Consider the following 23,239-nt stretch of genomic DNA (forward strand, 5'->3'; position numbering starts at 1 on the left):
GCACGCCACCGACAGTCGGTGCGGCTCGGGGTCAAGTCGTGACCACGGGTGTCGCGGGCTGCCGAGCCGAGTTGTGCACAGGGCAGACTTCGAAACCAATTCCCCGCTAACTATGGGTGGCAGTAGTAGTAGGGCCTGTGGAAACGGTGGATAACGTCGTTATCGCAGGTCAACACCAGTTTTTTGTCCACCGAGCCTGTGGGTGGAACCAGTGGAAAACCCTGTGTTCCTGTGGACGCCGAAAAGTTCTGCACACCCGATGCACAGGTTGGGGTCACTTCTCCCCAGGGTCGTCCCCAGCTTTACCCAGGTTCCCCACAGCCCAATCCGCCTCCTTGGTGTGACGGCTTTCACTCGACACGGTGAGAGCGGGCGTTCTGTTGCCGAACAGTGGACAGCGGTGTGGAGAAGCTGTGGGCAACCGGCCGTTGCCTGTGGGGTGCCGGTGGACAAGTTTGATCACAGCCTGTGGATGACTTTTTCTTCCACAGCCTGTGGATAACGGTTGACCACAATTCCACAACAGGGTGACCTGGGATGATCGTCTCGCGAGGCTCCAGCCTGTGGATGCAATCTGGACAACTTGGTAGTCCCCAGGCTGTGGACGATGAATTCTCCCCCGATCTGTGGACAACTCCCTGCGGAGAGGCGGTATTCGAACACTTCGGAGCCCCCTCGGCCCGTACATCACCGCGGTGAAGGCGCCCCGGAGCGCTCCACGAGGGCCGGAATGCCACCAGCACCCCGGCCCGGAGAACCGCGCAGGGGCAAGATTCCGAGCCGCCGGTCGGCAGGGCGTGCTTCCACCGGTCTGGGCACGCAGAAGCGCCCCAGAGGATCCTCTGGGGCGCTTCTGCCTCGCTTGCGCGGCTGTTTCAGAAGGGAACGCGGGGAGGGCAGAGACGGCCCGCCTCACGCGTGGGGGCACAGCCAACGGCCCATGCAGAGCCGGACCCGATGTCCGGCCTGTCTCAAGCGGGGCAGCCAGGGCTGGGTCTCAGCTACGAGCAGGCCCTATCCGTTCTTGATGCGGTTGGTCAGTTCCGTGACCTGGTTGTAGATGGACCGTCGCTCCGCCATCAATGCCCGGATCTTTCGGTCCGCGTGCATCACGGTCGTATGGTCCCGGCCGCCGAACTGCGCGCCGATCTTCGGCAGCGAGAGGTCGGTCAGCTCGCGGCACAGATACATGGCGATCTGTCGAGCGGTCACCAGGACCCGGCTCCTGGAGGACCCGCACAGGTCCTCCACGGTCAATCCGAAGTAGTCGGCCGTCGCCGCCATGATCGCGCCTGCCGTGATCTCGGGGGACGAGTCCTCGCCACCGGGGATCAGGTCCTTCAGCACGATCTCGGTCAGCCCCAGATCGACCGGCTGCCTGTTGAGCGAGGCGAAGGCCGTCACTCGGATCAGCGCACCCTCCAACTCGCGGATATTGCGCGAGATGCGGGACGCGATGAACTCCAGTACCTCCGGCGGCGCGTTCAGCTGTTCCTGGACCGCCTTCTTGCGGAGGATGGCGATCCGTGTTTCCAGCTCGGGGGGCTGCACATCCGTGGTGAGGCCCCACTCGAAGCGGTTCCGGAGCCGGTCCTCCAGGGTCATCAACTGCTTGGGCGGCCGGTCCGAGGAGAGCACGATCTGCTTGTTGGCGTTGTGGAGCGTGTTGAAGGTGTGGAAGAACTCCTCCTGCGTCGACTCCTTGCTCGCCAGGAACTGGATGTCGTCGACCAACAGGATGTCGACATCGCGGTAGCGCTTGCGGAAGGTGTCGCCCTTGCCGTCCCGGATTGAGTTGATGAACTCGTTGGTGAACTCCTCCGAGCTGACGTACCGCACGCGGGTGCCCGGGTACAGACTCCGCGCGTAGTGCCCGATGGCATGGAGCAGATGGGTCTTGCCCAGTCCCGACTCGCCGTAGATGAAGAGGGGGTTGTACGCCTTCGCAGGAGCCTCGGCGACCGCGACGGCGGCGGCGTGGGCGAACCGGTTGGACGCACCGATGACGAAGGTGTCGAAGAGGTACTTCGGATTCAGCCGGGCGTGCGGCTCGCCGGGCCCCGGAGCCGGCGACGGCTGCGCTCCCAGCGGACCGGGCGCCCCCGTCGGGCCGCGGTGGGACGAGGGGGACTCGTTCCGCTCGTGACGCTCCGGTCGACCGGACTCATAGGACTGCCGCTCCGACGGTTGCGGCGAGCGGTAGTCGTGCGACGACTGGTGCGATCGGGGCGACGCGTAGGGGTCGCGGTCCTGGAAGCCGCCGAGTCGCGGTTGCTGCCAGGACAGGTCCTCCTGGGAGCGCGGCCAGGCCCCCGGCTCGGGGCGCTGCTGCTGGTACTCCGGGTAGGCGGGGCGGATCTCCGGCAGCCCGTCCTCGCCGGGGCGGTGGCCGTATCCGCGGTAGCGGTCGTTCTGTTGGTAGCGGTCGCCCGGGGCGTCGTCGCGCTGCGGTCCCGCGTACTCGTCCCTCTGCCCCTGGTAGTCGTCGCGCTGCGGTCCCTGATAGCGCGGACCTGGGGACTGCTGCGTGGCAGGCCGTGCCGCCGGCGGTTCCCCCGCCGAATCGTCGACCGTGATGGCGATGCGAATGGGACGCCCGCACTCACGGCTCAGCGTCTCGCTGATCAGCGAAGCGAGCCTGCCTTCCAGAACGCGCTTGCTCCACTCATTGGGGGCGGCCAAGAGCGCGGTGTCGGAGACCAGCGCCAGCGGCTGGCAGCGTTCGACCCACTGCTTGTCCTTGGGCTCGATGCCTGGCTGGCCATCGGCGAGGAGTTGTTCCAGCACGCGTGGCCACACTGCGGCAAGATCGGCAGGTACGTCAGCCACAAGGCACGCTCTCTCACAGGTCCCACGAAGGTGTGGTTCTCGGGACGGGGATGGGAAGGACAGGCAAGGACAGAAAGGAAAAGGGTTCGGAGTTCAGCCAAGGTAGTCAGGGCGACCCGCGCGGTTCAAGTTGTTGTCCACAGCCTGTGCATAGTGGCTGCGGGTGTGACCCTGGTTTGACCGGATGGCGTAGCCGCGCGTACCGTAAACAGGTCGAGTTGTCGATGGCTGCTGCCGCCTGCCTCCGATGGGCAAACCTCACACTCTGTGACGGTCAAGCGGTGCACTCGGGCGAAACGAGAGCTACTCGTGGGCGCACGGTGACAGCCAGGCGATGTCCCGCCATCTACGAATCATTTCTGGAGCCCCCGAGTGAGCAAGCGCACCTTCCAGCCGAACAACCGTCGTCGTGCGAAGACCCACGGTTTCCGTCTTCGTATGCGCACCCGTGCCGGCCGCGCGATTCTCGCGTCTCGCCGTGGCAAGGGTCGCGCAAGCCTGTCCGCCTAATCGCGTACAGGTCATGACGTGCTGCCTACCGAGAATCGGCTGAGGCGGCGCGAGGACTTCGCGACCGCGGTACGACGAGGTCGTCGGGCAGGCCGCCCGCTACTCGTCGTCCATCTACGCAGCGGTTCAACGGACCCGCACGCGCCTGGGGAGAGCGCTCCCCCGACGTGTGCGGGTTTCGTCGTAAGCAAGGCTGTAGGCGGAGCGGTCGTGCGCAACAAGGTCAAGCGCAGACTGCGGCACCTCATACGCGAACGGCTCGCTCAGCTGCCCCCCGGTAGCCTGGTGGTCGTACGGGCGCTGCCCGGTGCGGGTGACGCCGCTTATGAACAGCTGGCCCGAGACCTGGATGCCGCCTTTCAGCGGCTGCTGGGAGGGGGCGCGCGATGAAGTACCCGCTGCTGGCTCTGATCAAGCTGTACCAGTGGACGATCAGTCCCCTCCTGGGGCCCGTCTGCCGGTACTACCCGTCGTGTTCCCACTACGGATACACGGCCATCGACCGACACGGTGCGGTGAAGGGCACGGCTCTCACCGCCTGGCGGATCCTGCGGTGCAATCCGTGGTCGCCGGGCGGTGTGGACCACGTGCCGCCCCGTAAGCGTCCGCGGTGGCACGAAATGCTGCGCGATGCCGTACGTGGCAACAAGGGCGGGCACTCCGCCGCCGAAGTGCCTTCCCGGGGGTCGACACCCGAGCCCCTGGAACCGGCCGCAGAGACCTCGCCCAAAGCTCAAGGAGCCTGATTAGTGGACACGATTGCCAGTCTCTTCAGTTTTATCACCACACCTGTTTCGTGGATCATCGTCCAGTTCCACAAGCTCTACGGGGCTGCCTTCGGTCCTGACACGGGCTGGGCCTGGGGACTGTCCATCGTGTCGCTGGTGGTCCTGATCCGCATCTGTCTGATCCCGCTCTTCGTGAAGCAGATCAAGTCGATGCGGAACATGCAGGCGCTCCAGCCGAAGATGAAGGCGATCCAGGAGCGCTACAAGAGCGACAAGCAGCGTCAGTCCGAAGAGATGATGAAGCTGTACAAGGAGACGGGCACCAACCCGCTCTCCTCGTGCCTTCCGATCCTCGCGCAGTCGCCGTTCTTCTTCGCCCTGTACTACGTGCTCTCGAACATCGCATCGGGCAAGACCGTCGGCGTCATCAACGAGTCGCTGCTCAACAGCGCCCGTGAGGCGCACATCTTCGGTGCTCCGCTGGCGTCCAAGTTCACGGACAGCCCCGGCAAGGTCGAGGCCCTCAACGCCACCCTGCTGGATGTGCGGATCGTCACCGCGATCATGATCATCCTGATGTCCGCGTCGCAGTTCTACACCCAGCGTCAGCTGATGGCGAAGAACGTCGACCTGACGGTCAAGACGCCGTACATGCAGCAGCAGAAGATGCTGATGTACATCTTCCCGGTCATCTTCGCCGTGATGGGCATCAACTTCCCGGTCGGTGTCCTCGTCTACTGGCTGACCACCAACGTGTGGACCATGGGCCAGCAGATGTACGTGATCAACCAGAACCCCACCCCCGGCAGCAAGGCCCAGGACCAGTACCTGAACCGTCTGCTGAAGAGCGCCACCGCCCGTGGAGACGTCCGGTCCCGGCGCAAGCGCAATGTGGTGGCGGCCATCGTGGCCAAGGGTCCGGATCGCAACGACAACGAGCGCCGGTTCATCTCGGGTCTCGCCAAGGCGGGCTTCGCTGCCCAGACCGACGGCAATGTGGCGAAGAGTGACACCGCAGTCGCTGATGTCGAGAGCGGTGGGACGGCTCACAAGCGCCAGCAGCCCAAGCGGCAGACCAAGTCCAAGCGGCAGACCGCGACCACCCAGACCGGTGGCAAGACCAGCGACGCCGCTGAGCCCGACGCGAAGCCTTCGCTCCGCAAGGACACGCCGCAGGATTCCAAGCCGAAGACAGCCGGCAAGCCTGCCGCACGCCAGCAGCCCAAGGCGGGACAGCGCAAGGGCCAGCAGCGGCCCAAGCACCCGTCGTCCAAGAAGTAAGAAGGAGTCCATCCGTGACGGAAGGCACCATCCCCGCCGCCGCCGAGGAAGGCGACACCCTGACCCGCCTTGAGCAGGAAGGGGAGATCGCCGCCGACTACCTCGAAGGTCTGCTCGACATCGCCGATCTGGACGGTGACATCGACATGGACGTCGAGGCCGACCGGGCTGCGGTTTCGATCATCAGCGATTCGGGCGGTAAGGATCTTCAGAAGCTGGTCGGCCGAGACGGGGAGGTCCTGGAGGCACTTCAGGAACTGACTCGCCTGGCCGTGCACCGGGAGACCGGTGACCGCAGCCGGCTCATGTTGGACATCGCGGGATTCCGGGCCAACAAGCGTACGGAGCTCGCCGAGCTGGGCGCCAAGGCCGCCGCTGAGGTCAAGGGCTCGGGAGAGCCCGTCAAGCTCAAGCCCATGACACCCTTCGAGCGCAAGGTCGTCCACGACGCGGTTGCCGCCGCGGGGCTGCGCAGCGAGTCCGAGGGCGAGGAGCCGCAGCGCTTCGTCGTCGTGCTCCCTGCTTGACCTCTGTTGTTCTGTCGGCCCCGTCTGTTTCGCAGGCGGGGCCGATCTTTGTCAGCCTGATAGTCAGCCACCACGGTCCATGTTGCGACCCAGCGGTACGGAAGGACGGTCCCCGTGACGGAGGCAGCAGAGCTTCCCCTGGCGCCCGAAGCGGCCCGGAGGGTTTTCGGAGAGTTCTATCCGGAAGCCGTGCGGTATGCGGAACTGCTCGCTGATGCTGGAGTCAAGCGTGGCCTGATCGGCCCTCGTGAGGTGCCACGACTCTGGGAGCGCCATCTTCTGAACTGCGCTGTGCTCTCCGAGGTGGTTCCCGAAGGCGTCACGGTCTGTGATGTGGGCTCGGGAGCGGGACTGCCCGGTATTCCGCTGGCCCTGGTCCGACCGGATCTGAAGATCACGCTGCTAGAGCCTCTGTTGCGGCGCACCAATTTCCTTCAGGAAGTGGTCGAGCTGCTCGGGCTGGATCATGTGACGGTGGTGCGTGGACGGGCCGAGGAGGTACTCGGGACGCTTACGCCCGTTCATGTGGTGACGGCGCGTGCGGTGGCACCACTGGACCGGCTCGCCGGCTGGGGTGTGCCGCTTCTCCGTCCCTATGGAGAGATGCTCGCACTCAAGGGCGACACGGCCGAGGAGGAGCTTCAAGGGGCTCGGGCGGCACTGAGCAAGCTGGGTGTGGTGAGCAGTTCGGTGTTGCACGTCGGGGAGGGGCTCGTCGAGCCGCTGGCCACCGTGGTGCGCGTTGAAGTGGGCGAGAGTCCGGGTGGGGTGCGCTTCGCGGCGAAGCGGGCCAAGGCTGCACGGGTCAGCCGGTCGCGCCGGAGACGATGACGGGGTCTCCCCGGCCGTGAAGCGGCCGAACACAGCCGGTCGCTTCGTTCCAGTCGTTGCACGGCCGTGCCCCGCTGTGATGGATGTCTCCTGGAGCGATATCCCCTGACTCCGCGGTGAAGCCAGCGAGCGGAGTTGTTCAGCTGGACTCGGTCGGGGGCGATGGGCTAGGTCTTCCATGGCTCGACACCCTGCCCCTCTTCCTCTTCTGGGATCGAGTGAGTGCCGCTCTACATGGCAGTGAGAGTGTCCTGGTTCGGTTGAGCCATCCCCGGATTCCTGGGCCAGATGCTCCATACAAGCTGCCATACGTACACATTTCGGAGTGTCGCCCTGAGGTCTCGCGATACCCGATGCATCGTGTTTCACGTGAAACGTCGCTCACTGCTGCAGGGAATCATCAGCCGCGGGCGGGCTGCCGCCCCGATTCGTAGCCGTAAGCCCCTCGTTGGGGTCAGGGCGTTGTCCACAGAGGTGGATTCATCCACAGAAGCACGGGCCTCGCTGGTTCCTGACCCCGAAAGCATGGCAGGCTCTGTTCATCGCGAGCCTGAAGTCGAGGAGAGTGAATCCTTGCGGTCCGACGCCAACATCGCGGGACCGATGACCGATCCGGTCCCCGGTCCCCGTACCGAATCGGGGGGAGACGATGTTTCACGTGAAACACCACCCCCGATGGACGACACCCCCATTGGCCGAGCTGCCCAGTTGGCCGTGGAGGCGCTGGGGCGTGCCGGCGCGGGCCTGCCCCGACCTGAGCAGACCCGCGTCATGGTTGTCGCCAACCAGAAAGGTGGCGTTGGGAAGACCACCACCACCGTCAACCTCGCAGCCTCGCTCGCCCTGCACGGTGCGCGGGTTCTCGTGGTCGACCTGGACCCTCAGGGCAATGCCTCAACGGCCTTGGGGATCGATCATCACGCCGAAGTACCGTCGATCTATGACGTCCTGGTGGACAGCAGACCCCTCTCCGAGGTTGTTCAGCCGGTCCCCGATGTGGAAGGTCTTTTCTGTGCACCTGCCACCATCGATCTCGCCGGTGCGGAGATCGAGTTGGTGTCCTTGGTGGCGCGGGAGAGTCGGCTACAGCGAGCGATTCAGGCGTATGAGCAGCCTCTGGACTACATCCTGATTGACTGCCCTCCATCGCTGGGTCTGTTGACCGTCAATGCGATGGTGGCGGGTGCAGAGGTCCTGATCCCCATCCAGTGCGAGTACTACGCGCTGGAAGGGCTGGGACAGCTGCTCAGGAATGTGGATCTGGTGCGTGGTCATCTCAACCCCACTCTCCATGTATCCACGATTCTCCTCACCATGTACGACGGGCGTACCCGCCTTGCCTCGCAGGTCGCAGAGGAGGTCCGTACCCACTTCGGTGAGGAAGTGCTGCGGACGAGCATTCCGCGTTCGGTCCGCATCTCGGAGGCTCCGAGCTATGGACAGACGGTTTTGACTTACGATCCCGGTTCCAGTGGATCTCTGTCCTACCTTGAAGCAGCACGCGAGATTGCACTACGCGGTGTCGGGGTTCACTACGACCCGCAGCACGCCCATGTGGGCGGCCAGAAAAGCCAGCAGAACGTCTCGGAGGGGATTCAGTGAGCGAGCGACGTAGAGGGTTGGGGCGTGGGCTCGGTGCCTTGATCCCTGCCGCTCCCCAGGAGAAGCAGCAGGTGTCTCCCAGCGGCGCCATGGGCCCCGGGGGAGCGCCACAGGTGCCCACAACTGATCGTGGGGTGGCAGCCGCAAAGGTGACGGCGTTGGCTGCTGCGGCAACCTCCTCCGAGGTGACGCTGCCAGCGCAGTCTTCGGACCGTTCGTCCGAGCAGGTTGAGCCATCGGGTGCGTACTTCGCGGAAGTGCCGATCGATGCCATTACTCCCAACCCGCGGCAGCCTCGTGAAGTCTTTGACGAGGACGCACTTGCCGAGCTCGTGACCTCCATCAAAGAAGTCGGACTCCTTCAGCCGGTTGTCGTCCGGCAGCTGGGTCCGGAGCGCTTTGAACTGATCATGGGTGAGCGCCGTTGGCGGGCCTGCCGTGAGGCGGGGCTGGAGCGGATCCCCACCATCGTTCGCCACACGGACGATGAGAAGCTTCTGCTGGACGCCTTGCTGGAGAACCTGCACCGCGCCCAGTTGAATCCGCTGGAAGAGGCAGCTGCCTATGACCAGTTGCTCAAGGACTTCAACTGCACCCATGACCAGTTGGCAGACCGCATCGGACGCTCCCGGCCGCAAGTCTCCAACACGCTTCGGTTGCTGAGGTTGTCGGCGCCCGTTCAGCGCAGGGTCGCCGCTGGCGTTCTCTCCGCCGGCCATGCCAGGGCGCTGCTCTCCGTGGATGATTCCGCTGAGCAGGATCGCCTGGCGCATCGGATCGTGGCCGAGGGCCTGTCAGTCCGGGCTGTTGAAGAAATCGTGACTCTCCTCAACTCCAGCTCGGCAGCGACGACCAAGCCCAAGAGCCCCAGGGCCGGTACGCGTGTTTCGCCTGCACTCGGTGATCTCGCCACTCGTCTTTCAGACCGCTTCGAGACTCGGGTGAGGGTCGACCTCGGTCAGAAAAAGGGCAAGATCGTCGTCGAGTTCGCCTCGATGGAGGATCTGGAACGCATCTTGGGCACCCTGGCGCCGGGGGAGGGCAGGGTTATGGAGAAGAGCCTTGATGACAAGGACACTCACGACGACGAGAGTTGAGTAGGTCTCTCGGTTGGTGACTGAGGGCGGGCCATGTTCGGGTGAACGACCGGACACGGTCCGCCTGTGTGCTTTCTGCCTCCTTCGGTGGGGAAGCGCTCGATACGATGCCGATGGATGGGTCACCGAGCCTTGATGTACGACCGCGGCTTCGGCGTTCTGGCTGGAGTCGACAGATGGCAGCGGCTAAGGGAAGCCACGTCTGTAGGTCCGGCGAAGTCCGGATGCCGTGCCTCTTGTGAGCCCGGCAGGAAGCGAGGAACAGCCTTCATGGGGCGTCGGCTTGTACCCCTCACCTTGGACAATCTGTCGGACCTCCCCCAGCGTTGCCGGGCATGTGTCTTCTGGGAACTCGATCCTGTCCGAGGAGAGGCTGCGCTTCGGGCGGGGCGGTCGGAGCTGGAGAAGGAGTCCTGGATCTCGGCTGTCCTTTTGGACTGGGGCTCCTGCGGCAGAGTGGTCTATGTGGACGACGTTCCTGCTGGCTTTGTTCTCTATGCACCCCCGGCCTATGTCCCGCGGTCCCAGGCCTTTCCGACGAGCCCGGTCGCCGCGGACGCCGTGCAGTTGATGACCGCGTGGATTGACCCGGTTTACCAAGGCCAGGGCTTGGGTCGGGTCATGGTGCAGACGGTGGCGAAGGATCTGCTGCGCAGGGGGTTCCGGGGGATAGAGGCATTCGGTAACGCTCGCTGGAAGGAGCCCGCGTGCCTTCTGCCGGCTGAACACCTCCTCGCGGTCGGCTTCAAGACCGTACGTCCGCACCCTTCCTATCCGCGGTTGAGGCTGGAGCTGCGGACTGCGCTCTCCTGGAAGGAAGACATGGAACTTGCGCTCGACCGGTTGCTGGGTGCGGTTCAGAAGGATCCGGTGCTCAGACCGCTCTGACGGTGAGCACTGCTCTGGGAGTACTGCTCTGGGCAAGACGAAGGGGCTCATCCCGTCCGGGATGAGCCCCTTCGCAGCTTCACATCCGATGTTTCACGTGAAACATCGGGCCCATGTCACTTGTGGCCGAGGAACGGCTCCAGTTCACGGAGGATGGCAGCCTTGGGCTTGGCGCCGACGATCGTCTGCGCTACCTCGCCGTTCTGGTAGACGTTCAGCGTCGGGATGGACATGACGCCGTACTTCGCCGTGATGGTGGGGTTCTGATCGATGTTGAGCTTGACGATCTCAATCTTGTCGCCATGCTCGGCGGCGATGGCCTCCAGCGACGGCGCGATTTGACGGCACGGACCGCACCACTCGGCCCAAAAGTCCACGAGTACAGGCTTGTCGCTCTTGAGGACAACCTCTTCGAAGGTGTCGTCCGTAACGGTCTTCAGGGCGCCGGCCACGGCGGCCTCCTTAGCTTCTTCTGGGGGTGGGAAAGGACGGGCGAGGAGTCAGACCGCGGGGGTCTTCTCGGGCTCTGCGACCTTCTCGCCATCGGCAAGAGCGGCGAGGAAACGCTCGGCGTCCAGAGCCGCGGAGCAGCCGGTGCCGGCGGCCGTGATGGCCTGGCGGTAGGTGTGGTCGACCACATCGCCCGCGGCGAAGACGCCGGTGAGGTTGGTTCGGGTCGACGGCGCAGCCACCTTCAGATAGCCCTCGTCGTCGAGGTCAAGCTGCCCCTTGAAGAGTTCCGTCCGCGGGTCATGGCCAACGGCAATGAAGAGACCGGTAGCCGGCAGCTCGGATGTCTCGCCCGACTTGGTGTTGCGTAGGGTCAGCCCTGTGAGCTTCTGGTCGCCATGGATTTCAGCAACCTCGCTGTCCCAGGCGAAGGAGATCTTCGGGTCGGCGAAGGCCCGGTCCTGCATGGCCTTCGAAGCCCGCAGCGTGTCACGACGGTGGACGATCGTCACCGACTTGGCGAAGCGGGAGAGGAAGGTCGCTTCCTCCATGGCAGTGTCGCCGCCACCGATCACCGCGATGTTCTGGTCCTTGAAGAAGAACCCGTCGCACGTGGCACACCAGGAGACGCCTCGCCCGGAGAGGGCATCTTCATTAGGCAGACCGAGCTTGCGGTGCTGGGAGCCGGTGGTGACGATCACGGCCTTGGCCCGGTGCACAGTACCCGCCGTGTCAGTGACGGTCTTGATGTCACCGGTGAGTTCAACGGCGACCACATCGTCCGGAACGAGCTCGGCGCCGAAGCGCTCGGCCTGGGCGCGCATGTTGTCCATCAGGTCCGGACCCATGATGCCGTCGCGGAAACCGGGGAAGTTCTCCACATCGGTCGTGTTCATCAGGGCGCCGCCAGCCGTGACGGCACCTTCGAACACCAGCGGGTTCAGCGAGGCCCGCGCGGTGTAGAGCGCCGCCGTGTACCCGGCTGGCCCGGAGCCAATGATGATCACGTTACGGACGTCGCTCACGGGTACTTCCTCGTCTCTGAAGGCTGCGCTGCTGCCGGGGTCCGGGTCAATGACTCCTCACCCCACCCAACGGATACTAAGGGGCTTGCATTCCCGGGACGGCATACAGCGCGAACCAATGCGTCAGCGACGAGAGTAGGTCTCTTCGAGGAGCAGCTTCCCAGCGGCCGACGGTGAGCTATTCACACAGACCGCATCGACGACGTACGCCTGAACGAGCCCCGTATCAGTGGAGTGGGGGAACACGACCAGATAGGCCTGAGCGCCCTGGTAGGTGCCCTGCTCCACCGCAATCGGAGAGTCCAGCCGTCCCGTTCCCTGCTGGATACAAGTCGGGGCCGCGGTGTTTTTCAGGGCCTGCGGTGAGGAGGGGGTCTCGTGGGTGCGGAAGCCCTTGCTGTTCTCGGGAGCGGAACGCCTGACAGAGGCGTTGCCCCCGACGAGCGACTGCACGGTGCTTTCCAGCGAGGGACCGGCGAAGTCATCGGCTGAACCGCGATCGGCCACGCCAGCGCTGGTGGAGCGTTTCTCCGAGGCGGCATCGTCGGTGGATCGCACCATCTGGAGAAGCAGCACGCTCATGCTGAGGGCAGCGATCGCGAAGACGGCACCCAGAGTGGCTGTGCGCCGTCGACGCTTCGTCCGAGCACGGCCAGGACCTGTGGTGCCGCGCGCATGCCCTGAAGGGCGCTCCACCGAGGGGCGAGATTCCTGTGGTGATGCGACGGGCACCGTTTCACGTGAAACATGCGCTGTCGGCTCATGGGCCGTGGCGTCCAGTAGGGCTTCGGCAGCTAGGGCTGCATCAATGCGCTCGGCGATGTCCACAGGCATACGGGGCGTTCCGGGAAGCGTGCCGAGCATTCCTCGGATCTCCTCCAGGGAGGCATGGACATCTGCACACAACGCGCAGTCGTCGAGGTGCTGCCGGAGATCGACGCTCTGGGCAGGCGAAAGCAACCCTTCGGTGAGATCGGAGATCTCCGAGACGTCCGGGTGCTGAGTCATATCGGCCGTGGATGTCATGTGTGTCCACCTCCGCCCTTCGCAGCAGCTGAGCCCTGTGGCCCTGTGTCCCGTGGTCCCGGTGCCGATGTGACGGAATCCCCCGGCGTCCGGTTCCTTCCCCCACTGGGTCCACGGCTATCCCCAGCGTCAGCGCGCAGATGGGTGAGCATGGGAAGCAGTCTGGCTCGGCCTCGAGCACATCTGCTTTTGACCGTTCCTACGGGCACATCGAGGACGAGTGCGGCCTCCGCCACCGGATAGCCCTGCATATCGACGAGGATCAGCGCTGCTCGCTGATCTGGAGGAAGTTTGGCCAGGGCTGCCAGTAGCTCTCGGTTGAGGTCTTGTCGCTCCGCCGGTGCCTCTGCCGATTCATGCGGTTCCAGCAGTTGCTCCAGGCGCTGGGTGTCATCGACGGGAGACGTTTTGCGGGTCGCTGCTTTGCGAGCCCGGTCCAGACACGCGTTGACCGTGATCCGATGAAGCCATGTGGTCACGGCGGACTGACCACGAAAGGTGTGCGCTGCCCGGAAGGCTGAGACAAGGGCGTCCTGCACGGCGTCGGCTGCCTCTTCACGATCCCCCAGGGTTCGCAGAGCGACGGCCCAGAGTCTGTCGCGATGCCGGCGCACCAGCTCACCAAAGGCGTGTGGGTCCCCCGCGACATGGCTGGACAACAGGTCTTGGTCGCTGGTGTCGCGAGGTATCGCGTCGTCCAACGGTGCAGCCCCTCCCCTGGTGCCGTCAGGTGGTGATTTTGATTTCCGAGACCTTGCCCCGGAAGTCACCCTCACCGCTTGGCGGAAGATTGGTCAGCCAGACCAGAACGTACCGCGACTTCAATGGCTTGCTGGGCTTAAGGGAGACATTGGTTCCGGAACCCTCGGCGACCTTGGAGTAAGCCTCGAAACTGCCGGGCTCCGATCCTGCGTTCTCGGACGCGGCCCGCAGTTCCACAGAAGTGTGGCCTCCGAGGAAGGACACGTCGACCGTTCCGACGGACTGAACCTTGCCGAGATCCAGGATGAGACCGACCCCTGCTTTCAGCCCGCCGAAGTTCGACTTGCCCCGGTAGCCGTCCGTGTTCCAGTAACTGTTGGGGTTTCCGTCGTAGCTCTTCTTTATCCCTGCAGGCTTCTCTGAACGGTCCTGGCCGAAGGGGTCGAAGTCTCGCGCGGACTCGATGCTGATCGGCTTCCCGGTTTCAGGAACGGGGCTGACACCCTCGTTCTTGTTTCCGGTTTCCGACTGGGTGGTGCCGGGATCAACCCGCTCTTCGCCCTGACCGATCAACTTCTCCGCGATCTGCCAGCTGCCGAGCCCCAGCGCGGCGATCAGAAGGGCGGCCACCCCCCACTTCAGCACCCTGCCGGTCCGGCTCTCGAGCGGTGCAGGCGGAGTGGGAATCGCCTGGGTCGTCATGGCGCCAGGGTGAGGGGGACGTCCGTAGGTGCCCTGCTGGTAGGTGGTCCGCTGGTAGTCGGGTGGGGAAGCGAAGGTGGGCTCTGGCGGACGAATGCGAGGCATCGCCGCGACCGCCTTGGAGAGCTCCTCCGGAGTGGTGCAGGGCGGTTCCTGTCGGGATGCGGTGGCTCCGTCGTTCACCAGCGCCCGCATGGCGAGCTCGGAGAGCCCCCGATGGACGCCTGCCCTGACCTGATCGGGAGGGAGGAGCCCGATGCCCTTCGGTAGCCCGGAGAGGCCGTACGCGTTGTTCTGGTAGGGCCAGCGGTGGGTCAGGGCGGCGTAGAGAAGCGCTCCGATCGCCTCGGTGTCGGCCCGCTGGGGACGGTCGGTGGTGATGCCGCGCAGCGCCGCATTCACCGCGAGCCCGCGGATGCGGTACTGGCCGGTGGACGTCCGCAGGACGGCCCCGGGCGTGAGCCTGAGGTGTGCCAGCCCCTCCCGGTGCGCAGCTGTCATGGCCTGGGACAGCTGGTCCACGAGGTGGTAGGCGTCGTGCGGTTCCATTGGGCCCAGTGCCAAGAGCGCTGTCAGCTCTGTGGCGTCCGGCAGCCACTCGTGCACCACATAGACGAGATCGTTCTCCTCGACGGCGTCCAGCACCTGGACGAAACGTGGATCTCCGAGGAGGGCCGCGGAGCGTGCCGCAGCCAGCACTGAACGGGCTCGCGGATGGTCGGCGGGGAGCAGGTGAACCCCGACGGCACGACGTAGCTTCTCGTCCACGGCACGCCAGCTGCTGAAACCGTCCAGACGGGTGACGCACTCCTCCAGGCGATAGCGTCTGGCGAGCTTGTGACCGCTGTGCAGCTCGGGCGGGGCGAGGGAAGGCTCGGCCCTCTGTCGCTCACTGCCCGTATCTGGCGTTTCTCTTTCCGCCGTGTTCTCCTTCTGGGCCGCCCCGTCGGTCGTGGCCTTGTCCGCCTGCGCGGTCAGCGGTTCGTCTCCGCTGTTGTCGGCCACGTCGACGGCAGCCGTGCTACGTTCCGCCACCGTCGTTCCTGCCTCCCCATCCGTTGCGCATGAACCAACAGCCATGCCAATTGTGCCCACAGTCCGCCGCTATGCACGACACACGGCGGACAGCGATGGTTGTGCGGTACTGCTGTCGCCTCAAGAAAGGTCCTAGCGACCGAGACGTCCGCGGACCATTCCGACCATGGAGTTCAGCTCCTCGATACGCATCCGCTTCGCCGCCAGGAAGAACACGGCCAGGAGCACGATTCCCCCCGCCACCAGCGCGGCGAGGGAACCCACGGCCCCACCGCCGAGGGCCTTGAGGATGGCGTAGGCGGCTGCCCCGCCGAGGGCTGCCGCCGGAAGGGAGGCCATGCAGAGCCGCGCGTAGGTCCTCAGCACGTGCGGACCGTCGAGGTCTCCGCCCAGACGCTTGTTCAACCGGGCCCAGGCGACCCCGACGCCGACCATGTAGGCGAGGCCGTACGAGGCGGCCATGCCCACGACGGCCCAGCGGGCGGGCAGGACGACGAAGCTGATCGCTGAGGCCAGTGCGTTGACGAAAGCCACGATCACGGTGTTGTAGAAGGGCGTCCTGGTGTCCTCGTAGGCGTAGAAGCCACGGAGGACCACGTACTGGACGGAGTACGGGATCAGCCCCAGACCGAACGCCATGAGGATGAACCCGATGTTCCGTGCCCCCTCCTCACCCGATCCGGCGTACAGGAGGCTCGTCATCGGTACGCCCAGTGCGAGGAAGGCGAAGGCGCAGGGCACGATGGCGACGGCAGAGGTTCGCAGGCCGTGGGAGATGTCGTCGCGGACCGCCGCCGAGTCGCCGTCGCTGGCGGAGCGGGAGATCCTCGGCAGCACGGCTGTCATCACGGAGACGGTGATGATGGCCTGCGGCATCTGCCACAGGAGCAGCGCGTAGTTGTACGCCGTGATGCCGGCACCGGTGATGCCCTCTTCCTTCTCGGCCGTCGCACCGGCCCAGGTGGCGAGCTGGGTCACGACGATCATGCCGAGCTGGTTCGCCAGTACGAAGAAGAAGGTCCACTTGGCGAGGCCCGCGGCCTTGCCGAGGCCCTGGCCCTTCCAGTCAAAGCGCAGCCGCATCTTGAAACCGGCTTCGCGCAGATACGGCACCATCGCCAGGGCCTGGACGGCCAGCCCGAGGAGGGTGCCGATGCCGAGCAGTCGGACACCTTCGGGAGTGATGGTCGAGCTGTCCACTCCGGTCTCGGTGAAGCTGCCGAACGCCCAGATGAAGGCACCGAAGGTCGCGATGATCACGATGTTGTTCAGGACCGGGGTCCACATCATGGCGCCGAATCGACCGCGCGCATTGAGGATCTGTCCGAGCACGACGTGGACGCCCATGAAGAACAGCGTGGGCAGGCAGTAGCGGGCGAAGGTGACCGCCACCTCCATCTGCTGGGGGTTCGACGCGATCTCGTCCGACATGATCTGGATCAGTAGTGGCGCAGCGAGCACGCCGAGCGTGGTGACGCCCGCGAGCAGGACGATGACCAGCGTCAGCAGTCGGTTGGCGTACGCCTCGCCGCCGTCGTCGTCGTTCTTCATCGCCCGTACGAGCTGCGGGATGAAGACGGCGTTGAGGGCGCCCCCGCCGACCAGGACGTAGATCATGGTCGGAAGGACGTTGGCGACCTGGTAGGAGTCGTTGAGCGTGCCCACGCCGATGGCCGCGGCCATGACCAGGGTCCGGAGGAAGCCGGTCAGCCGCGAGACGATGGTGCCCGCGGCCATGACGGCGCTGGACTTCAGCAGGCCGGAGGCCTTGTTGGCCGGCTTCTGGGGCGGAGGCGCGGGCAGTGGCTCTGCCGTGGGCGCCGGAATCTGTTGTGCAGAAGCCTGCTGATCCCGGAAGAGATGGGCGAAGGCGTCCGGCTCCGGTTCCTGTTCGCCGGCCCGGGTGACCAACTCGTCCACCCCGGTGAACTGGGTGGTCCTTGCGTCGTCACCGTAGGGCAGATGCCGCGACGGACCGTCGGGTTCGGGTGGCGGGGTGTGGGCCCAGACCCGGGGATCGGGTGCGTACTGCGCAACCGGCGGCTGCTGGTAGAGCGGCTGCGGCTCCTGATAGGTGCCGGGAGGCGGCGGCGGATGGGCCGCGCGGTCGTAGAGCGCTTCGGCGACCGGATCCTGGGCCGAGAGGTCATGGGTCCGATAGGGATCCTGGGCATAGGCGTCCTGCGTGTAGGGGTCCTGGGCATAGTGCTCCTGCCCGTACCCCTCTTGTCCGTACCCCTCCGGGGGGGAGTGCTCTTGCCCGTATCCCTGGGGGGCGTACGGGTGCTGTGCGCCGGGATCAGGTTCAGGCTGCGGCGGGACCTGACCGTCCGGGCCCACGCCCGCGCCCTGACCGCGGTCACCGTCGTACGGCGCGTTCATTGCTACCCCACCTCATCGTCCCCGGCCGGCCGGCCACGACATCGCTCAACGGTCCACTTTCTCACCCGGGCCCGATGCGTTGCCGCTTTCCGGTTCGGTGTCCGGTGTCGGGTCACTCGCCTGCCCGGGATCGGGCTCGCGGATGTCGTCCTCAGGGCGCTCGACGGCCCCGGCCCCGTTTTCGTCCTGCGGGGACTCGGCGTCGTCCTCGTCGGACGGCGCCTCGGTGATGGCGGGGTCCTGGAGGGCCGCCCGCTTGCGCTGCGTGTACATCCGTACGCCGGCGAGGACCAGCAGCAGCACCCCACCCGCGATGACGAGCATCACGGTGGGCGTGATCTCCGAGACCTTCACCGTGAACTGCATCTTCTCGCCGTAGGGCTTGTTGTCCTGCGTATAGAGCTGCGCGGTCATGCGGACCTGGCCGTTGGCGTTCGCCAGCGCGTCGAACTTCACCGATTGGCTGTGTCCGCCCTGCACGGTGACCGGCTGTTCAGCGGTGCCCTTGTCGTCGCTCAGGCTCAGCCGGGCTGCGTTGTCCGAGCTGAGTCTGAGGACCAGGTTGTCGACGCCCTGCACCAGCCGGTTCTGCACCGTGACCGGGATGGTGGCGCTCCGTCCGGAAAGGGTGATCTGTGACTTGTCGATCAGCTCCACTTCCTCGGTGAGGGACTGGAGGTTCTTCTGAACGCCATCCCGGTACGACTGCGCTGCGACGGGGTTCCCGCGCCACGACGTGGACATCTCACGGTCGATGGCCCGTCCGAACGGCGTCTCCACCCGGTCCATCTGCGTCAGGATGACCGTGAACTTGTCGAGGGAGTTCTGGGTGGTCCGGATGTCCTGGAACGCGCGTACGGGCAATTCCTGCTTCCGCAGGCTCTTGGGGTACCGGGACGAAGGCGCGACCCTGGTCGTCGCCTGGTCGTCGGGCTTGACCGCCGCGGCAGCCACCAGGTCCAGCGGATCGGTCCAGCGCCGGGCGTCCAGGGCGGTCAGCGCGCGGGCCATGGACTGGGCCTGCGAGGCGCTCGGCATCCGCTGCGGGGCCACGACGATGCTGCGACGGTTGTCCAGGTCCTGATGGGTCACCGCAAGGGTCTGGGCGAGGAACTCCTGAACGGCGAGGGTTGAGTTCCCGCTGTTCAGCATGTCGCCCTGGAACGCCTTCGACAGTCGAACATCGCTGACCACGGCGGTCGTCCCACCACCGATCGGGCGGGCAGCCGTCGCGGTGTACTCCAGGTTGTCGCGCAGACTGTCGCTGCGCGCGATCACCTTGCTGGCCCCCGCCGAGGTCGCCACGTCCACGATCGACGAGTCGACCGCACCGTCCACTGGCCAGGCGAAGTCAGTGGACGGCTTCTCGTGAATGATCGTTTCCACCGTCTTGGCGGCGACGTCCGTGGCCTGCTGGAGATGACTGAGCGAACCGGACACGTGCTTGCCGCGGTGCGCCAGGGAGGCCAGATCGGGATCGGCGAACGGTAGTGCGACCACCTTGCGGCCCTCGACGGCTGCTTCGACGGAGCTCAGCCACTGGTTGGCGACTGCCTGGTTGCGTCCTGCGACCGTGCGGTCCCCGCTCTTGACCCGGTAGTTTCCCGTCATCGCGTCCACGGTGGCCAAGAGGTCGGGGTCCACCACCCAGGTGACCGGGAGCCCCTTGCCGAGGGCGACCATCTGTCCCAGCCGGCCTTCCGGGGCCAGTTCCTTGGCCAGGGACTCATCGGCGAAGACCGGTGTCTGGCGCTCGTCGGATCCGGTCTCCGTCTCCGAGGTGAGATGGGTCGAGGAGATCAGCGGCCAGAGGTAGGTCAGCTGCGTCCGCTTGTCCAGACTGTCGGGCTGCCACGGTAGAAACGTCCGCTCGATGCCCAGCACCTGGTCGATCGGCTCGGCCGGAGTCCTGCCCTGGAGCGCGACGCTGAGCGCATAGACCCCGTCGTCTCCCAGGTTCAGTTCCTCCACAGGCACGGACAGGGAGAAGTCCCTGCTGATGCCGGAGACGAGTTCCGGGAGCTTCAGGGTGTACGTGTCGTCGACGGGTCGCCCCTCGGCGCCCGGTGTGAAACCGGTTCGCTTGGCCGCCCGGTCAATGGCCGTCCTGCCTTGCAGCTGGGGCCCGACGTACAGCTCAAGCTCGGCATCGGTCACCGTCTGCTTGCCCTGGTTCAGCACCGTGCCCGAGATCGTCAGGGTGTCGTCCTCGACCGGCGCGGCCGGAGTGAAGGAGGAGAGGGACACCGCGACCGTACGTGAGCCGGAGGGTGCTTCGTCGGCATGGGCAAGGGACGCTCCAGGCCCGCCGAGGAGGCCGGCCAGCAACGGGAGGCCGGCCACCACGGAGGCTGCACGACCCAGCCTCCGGCGGGCAGGGGAAGGGAGCGCCCCTTGGAAGTCTGCCGCCTCGGCCACGCCCACGTCCGTCCCTGTTGTCTGTCGGTTGTCTGTCGCTATTGGTCGCTGTCGCATATCGCGTCCACGCATGGTAACGAGGCACGCTGTGCTGAAGTGCCGCGGAGTGTTTTACAAGATCGCAACGGTTGGCCGGATGGCCCTTGTCCTTGCGTTCGCGTCTTTCTCCTGTTGTTCCTGGGGTCGGGCGGGCAAGGTGGGGCGGTAGTAAAGACGGGCGCTTCAGTCGCCGTGGCCACGTACCCTCTTCTGTTGTGCCGAACGCCAACGAAGACATCTCCACCGCGCTGAATCAGGTGCAACACCGCGCGGTGACGCAGCTACTGCGTGTAGCCCCCGTTGCTGACGATCTTGCCCGCCATTTCCAGGACGCGGGATTCAGTCTTGCCCTCGTGGGAGGCTCGGTCCGGGACGCGCTGCTCGGTAGGCTCGGTAACGATCTTGACTTTACGACGGATGCCCGCCCCGAAGACGTACTGAAGATCATCCGCCCATGGGCTGATTCGGTATGGGACGTGGGTATCGCCTTCGGAACCGTCGGTGCACAGAAGGACGGCTATCAGATCGAGGTCACGACCTATCGATCCGAGGCCTATGACCGGACCTCGCGCAAGCCCGAGGTCTCCTACGGTGAGTCCATCGCGGACGACCTCATCCGACGTGATTTCACGGTGAACGCGATGGCTGTCGCCCTGCCGGCGAAGGAGTTCATCGATCCCCACGGCGGCTTGGAAGATCTCGCGGCCCGTGTGCTGAGGACTCCGGGTACCCCGGAGGACTCCTTCTCCGACGATCCGCTGCGGATGATGAGGGCGGCACGGTTTGCAGCCCAGCTGGACTTCGAGGTGGCCCCGGATGTCATCTCCGCGATGAAGGACATGTCCGACCGTCTGGAGATCGTCTCCGCAGAGCGAGTTCGGGATGAGCTGAACAAGTTGGTTCTCTCGGCGCATCCCCGGAAGGGGCTCGCCCTTCTCGTGGATTCCGGCATGGCTGACCGTGTGCTGCCCGAGTTGCCGGCGCTTCGTTTGGAGAGCGACGAGCACCATCGGCACAAGGATGTGTACGAGCACTCCTTGACCGTGCTGGAGCAGGCTATCGACCTCGAAGAAGACGGCCCTGATCTAGTGCTCAGACTGGCTGCCCTCCTCCATGACATCGGCAAGCCGCGGACTCGGCGCTTCGAAGAGGACGGGCGGGTCTCCTTCCACCACCACGAGGTGGTGGGAGCCAAGATGACCAAGAAGCGGATGACCGCTCTGAAGTACTCCAATGAGATGGTCAGGGACGTCTCACGGTTGGTTGAACTGCATCTGCGCTTCCATGGGTACGGCGCTGGGGAGTGGACGGATTCCGCAGTGCGACGCTATGTCCGTGATGCTGGGCCGCTCCTCACCCGGCTGCACAAACTCACCCGCTCGGACTGCACCACCCGCAACAAGCGCAAGGCAAGTGCCTTGTCGCGCACATACGACGGACTTGAAGAGCGGATCGCTCAGCTCCAGGAGCAAGAAGAGCTCGACGCCATCAGGCCCGACCTCAACGGCAACCAGATCCAAGAAGTCCTCGGCGTAGGGCCCGGCCCGGTCATCGGGCGCGCGTACAGCTTCTTGCTGGAGCTGCGCTTGGAGAACGGTCCGATGAACCAGGATGCCGCAGTCGCTGCACTGAAGGAGTGGTGGGCGACTCAGGGCTAGTTCGAAGATTGGGCTCCATGTTTCACGTGAAACATGGAGCCCAATCTCTGTGATGGTCCTCAACGGGGCGATGTTTCACGTGAAACATCGCCCCGCTTGCATGGGGCTCGATGTTCCGCGTCAGATGGATGGTCTGCCTGCCCGACTCCAGCGGCCCAGAGCGATGGCGGTTGCCGCATAGATCAGCGAGACCAGAACGAGGAGCTGTAGCGATCGTCCGTCAGGGGGCAGTATCAGAGCGGCCACGCCGGCCGCACCCACGAAGGCGACATTGAACAGCACGTCATAGAGGGAGAAGATCCGCCCCCGATAGGCGTCATCGACCGAGGTCTGAACGACGGTATCGGTAGTGATCTTCGATCCCTGAGTGATGAACCCCAGGATGAACGCGGCAGCGAGTATGGGGCCAGGGGTGAAGGAGATCCCGAGCGCGGGGACCAGTAGGGCCGCAGCCCCCGAACAGATGGTCATCCAGCCCACTCGACCGAGTCGACGGGCGGCCCAGGGCGTCAGGACTGCTGCGGTGAAGAATCCGGCTCCGGAGACGGCTACGGCGACCCCGAGGAGCGCAAGGCCGTCCTGTTCATTGTCGTACCACGCATAGCGGCAGAGCATTAGGACCATGACGGTCAGCGCTCCGTAGTTGAAACGCATCAGAGTCATGGCCGTCAGTACCCGGGCTGCTGCCGGACGTTCCGCAAGATGGCGCAGCCCTGCGCTGAGTCCGCGTGCGGTGGAGGCGAGCGCGGCGGCCAGGCGGGGCTGAATCTGTTCCGGGTCGGGCCCCAGGAGTTGTCTGTCCATACGGAGCGAGGCCAGCGCGGAGCAGAGGTAGAGCGCTGCCCCCAGCGTCACCACGGCGGCATCGGAGTCTTCCGAGACCAGTCGAACGGCAAAGGCCAACCCGCCGCCCGCCGTGGCCGCCAGAGTGCCTGCGGTCGGTGAGAGGGCGTTGGCCATCACCAGGCGCTCCTGGTCGACCACCCTTGGCAGCGCGGCGGAGAGCCCGGCCAGGACGAAGCGGTTGACCGCCGTGACGGACAAGGCGGAGGCGAAGAAGATCCAGTCGGGTACCGAGGCGAGGATCAGCACCGCGGTCACCCCGGCGAGGAACGCTCGCAGGAGGTTGCCGTACAGAAAGATCTGTCGTCGCTGCCAGCGGTCGAGGAGCACTCCGGCGAAGGGCCCGACGAGGGAGTAGGGCAGCAGGAGGACGGCCATCGCCGAGGCAATGGCCGCCGGTGAGGTCTGCTTCTCCGGAGAGAAGACCACATAGGTGGCGAGGGCGACCTGATAGACGCCGTCGGCCGACTGCGAGAGCAGTCGCACGGTCAGCAGACGACGAAAGTTGGTCAGGCGGAGGAGTACGCGCAGATCACGTACGACAGACATGCGATCAAGGGTCACACATGCGAAGGGTCCCCGAGTGGATGACCCGGGGACCCTTCACGGTCGTTCAGCCCGGTCGAGAACGCTCAGCGGACTTCCGCGTTCTCAACAGGGGCCGAC

Annotated in this window: 19 protein-coding genes; 10 read left to right on the forward strand and 9 right to left on the reverse strand. The window is 65.3% G+C overall.

Annotated features, from left to right (window positions below; all coding sequences use genetic code 11):
* Positions 1 to 1,014: 1,014 nt before the first annotated feature.
* A complete protein-coding gene (gene dnaA / locus ABZ348_RS10135) occupies positions 1,015 to 2,829 on the reverse strand; it encodes a chromosomal replication initiator protein DnaA (RefSeq protein WP_358931254.1) in 1,815 nt (604 codons plus the stop codon).
* 372 nt (positions 2,830 to 3,201) lie between these two features.
* Here dnaA and rpmH point away from each other — a divergent pair, with 372 nt between their 5' ends.
* The 9 genes from rpmH to ABZ348_RS10180 all read left to right on the forward strand — a co-directional run bounded on the left by rpmH (position 3,202) and on the right by ABZ348_RS10180 (position 10,293).
* Positions 3,202 to 3,339: a 50S ribosomal protein L34 gene (gene rpmH, locus ABZ348_RS10140; protein WP_010985740.1), complete on the forward strand. Its 138-nt coding sequence runs from the start codon at positions 3,202 to 3,204 to the stop codon at positions 3,337 to 3,339.
* Positions 3,340 to 3,357: 18 nt separating this feature from the next.
* Positions 3,358 to 3,729, forward strand: coding sequence for a ribonuclease P protein component (gene rnpA, locus ABZ348_RS10145; protein WP_358931256.1), 372 nt, complete (start codon positions 3,358 to 3,360; stop codon positions 3,727 to 3,729).
* A complete protein-coding gene (yidD, locus tag ABZ348_RS10150) occupies positions 3,726 to 4,085 on the forward strand; it encodes a membrane protein insertion efficiency factor YidD (protein WP_358931258.1) in 360 nt (119 codons plus the stop codon). The genes rnpA and yidD overlap by 4 nt, the downstream gene beginning before the upstream one ends.
* A gap of 3 nt (positions 4,086 to 4,088) precedes the next feature.
* On the forward strand, positions 4,089 to 5,348 hold the full coding sequence (yidC, locus tag ABZ348_RS10155; RefSeq protein WP_358931259.1) for a membrane protein insertase YidC: 1,260 nt from the start codon (positions 4,089 to 4,091) through the stop codon (positions 5,346 to 5,348).
* A gap of 14 nt (positions 5,349 to 5,362) precedes the next feature.
* Complete coding sequence (locus tag ABZ348_RS10160) at positions 5,363 to 5,875, forward strand: R3H domain-containing nucleic acid-binding protein (protein ID WP_358931261.1); 513 nt, start codon at positions 5,363 to 5,365, stop codon at positions 5,873 to 5,875.
* A 114-nt stretch (positions 5,876 to 5,989) separates the two neighbouring features.
* A complete protein-coding gene (gene rsmG, locus ABZ348_RS10165; protein ID WP_358931263.1) occupies positions 5,990 to 6,706 on the forward strand; it encodes a 16S rRNA (guanine(527)-N(7))-methyltransferase RsmG in 717 nt (238 codons plus the stop codon).
* A gap of 525 nt (positions 6,707 to 7,231) precedes the next feature.
* Positions 7,232 to 8,308, forward strand: a complete 1,077-nt coding sequence (locus ABZ348_RS10170) for an AAA family ATPase (protein ID WP_358931625.1) — start codon at positions 7,232 to 7,234, stop codon at positions 8,306 to 8,308.
* Positions 8,305 to 9,405 carry a ParB/RepB/Spo0J family partition protein gene (locus ABZ348_RS10175; RefSeq protein WP_358931265.1) on the forward strand — a complete coding sequence of 367 codons (1,101 nt, stop codon included), beginning with the start codon at positions 8,305 to 8,307 and terminating at the stop codon, positions 9,403 to 9,405. Before ABZ348_RS10170 ends, ABZ348_RS10175 begins: the two co-directional genes overlap by 4 nt.
* A gap of 270 nt (positions 9,406 to 9,675) precedes the next feature.
* Positions 9,676 to 10,293, forward strand: coding sequence for a GNAT family N-acetyltransferase (locus ABZ348_RS10180; protein WP_358931267.1), 618 nt, complete (start codon positions 9,676 to 9,678; stop codon positions 10,291 to 10,293).
* 116 nt (positions 10,294 to 10,409) lie between these two features.
* On the opposite strand, the gene trxA is transcribed toward ABZ348_RS10180, so the two are convergent.
* The 7 genes from trxA to ABZ348_RS10215 all read right to left on the reverse strand — a co-directional run bounded on the left by trxA (position 10,410) and on the right by ABZ348_RS10215 (position 20,033).
* Entirely contained in the window at positions 10,410 to 10,745 is a 336-nt protein-coding gene (trxA, locus tag ABZ348_RS10185; RefSeq protein WP_358931269.1) for a thioredoxin, read from the reverse strand.
* 48 nt (positions 10,746 to 10,793) lie between these two features.
* Positions 10,794 to 11,768, reverse strand: a complete 975-nt coding sequence (gene trxB / locus ABZ348_RS10190; protein ID WP_358931271.1) for a thioredoxin-disulfide reductase — start codon at positions 11,766 to 11,768, stop codon at positions 10,794 to 10,796.
* 123 nt (positions 11,769 to 11,891) lie between these two features.
* Positions 11,892 to 12,794, reverse strand: coding sequence for a hypothetical protein (locus ABZ348_RS10195; protein WP_358931273.1), 903 nt, complete (start codon positions 12,792 to 12,794; stop codon positions 11,892 to 11,894).
* A complete protein-coding gene (sigM, locus tag ABZ348_RS10200; protein ID WP_358931275.1) occupies positions 12,791 to 13,495 on the reverse strand; it encodes an RNA polymerase sigma factor SigM in 705 nt (234 codons plus the stop codon). Before sigM ends, ABZ348_RS10195 begins: the two co-directional genes overlap by 4 nt.
* A 25-nt stretch (positions 13,496 to 13,520) precedes the next feature.
* Entirely contained in the window at positions 13,521 to 15,233 is a 1,713-nt protein-coding gene (locus tag ABZ348_RS10205) for a protein kinase family protein (protein WP_358931277.1), read from the reverse strand.
* A gap of 132 nt (positions 15,234 to 15,365) precedes the next feature.
* A complete protein-coding gene (gene murJ / locus ABZ348_RS10210; protein WP_358931279.1) occupies positions 15,366 to 17,615 on the reverse strand; it encodes a murein biosynthesis integral membrane protein MurJ in 2,250 nt (749 codons plus the stop codon).
* Between the two features lie 45 nt (positions 17,616 to 17,660).
* Entirely contained in the window at positions 17,661 to 20,033 is a 2,373-nt protein-coding gene (locus ABZ348_RS10215; protein WP_358931281.1) for a DUF6049 family protein, read from the reverse strand.
* Between the two features lie 254 nt (positions 20,034 to 20,287).
* Here ABZ348_RS10215 and ABZ348_RS10220 point away from each other — a divergent pair, with 254 nt between their 5' ends.
* Positions 20,288 to 21,730: a CCA tRNA nucleotidyltransferase gene (locus ABZ348_RS10220; RefSeq protein ID WP_358931283.1), complete on the forward strand. Its 1,443-nt coding sequence runs from the start codon at positions 20,288 to 20,290 to the stop codon at positions 21,728 to 21,730.
* A gap of 120 nt (positions 21,731 to 21,850) precedes the next feature.
* Here the strand turns inward: ABZ348_RS10220 and ABZ348_RS10225 are convergent, their stop codons facing one another.
* Positions 21,851 to 23,122 carry an MFS transporter gene (locus ABZ348_RS10225; RefSeq protein ID WP_358931284.1) on the reverse strand — a complete coding sequence of 424 codons (1,272 nt, stop codon included), beginning with the start codon at positions 23,120 to 23,122 and terminating at the stop codon, positions 21,851 to 21,853.
* Positions 23,123 to 23,239: the final 117 nt, after the last annotated feature.

This window comes from Streptomyces sp. NPDC005963, from assembly GCF_040638655.1.
GTDB lineage: Bacteria > Actinomycetota > Actinomycetes > Streptomycetales > Streptomycetaceae > Streptomyces.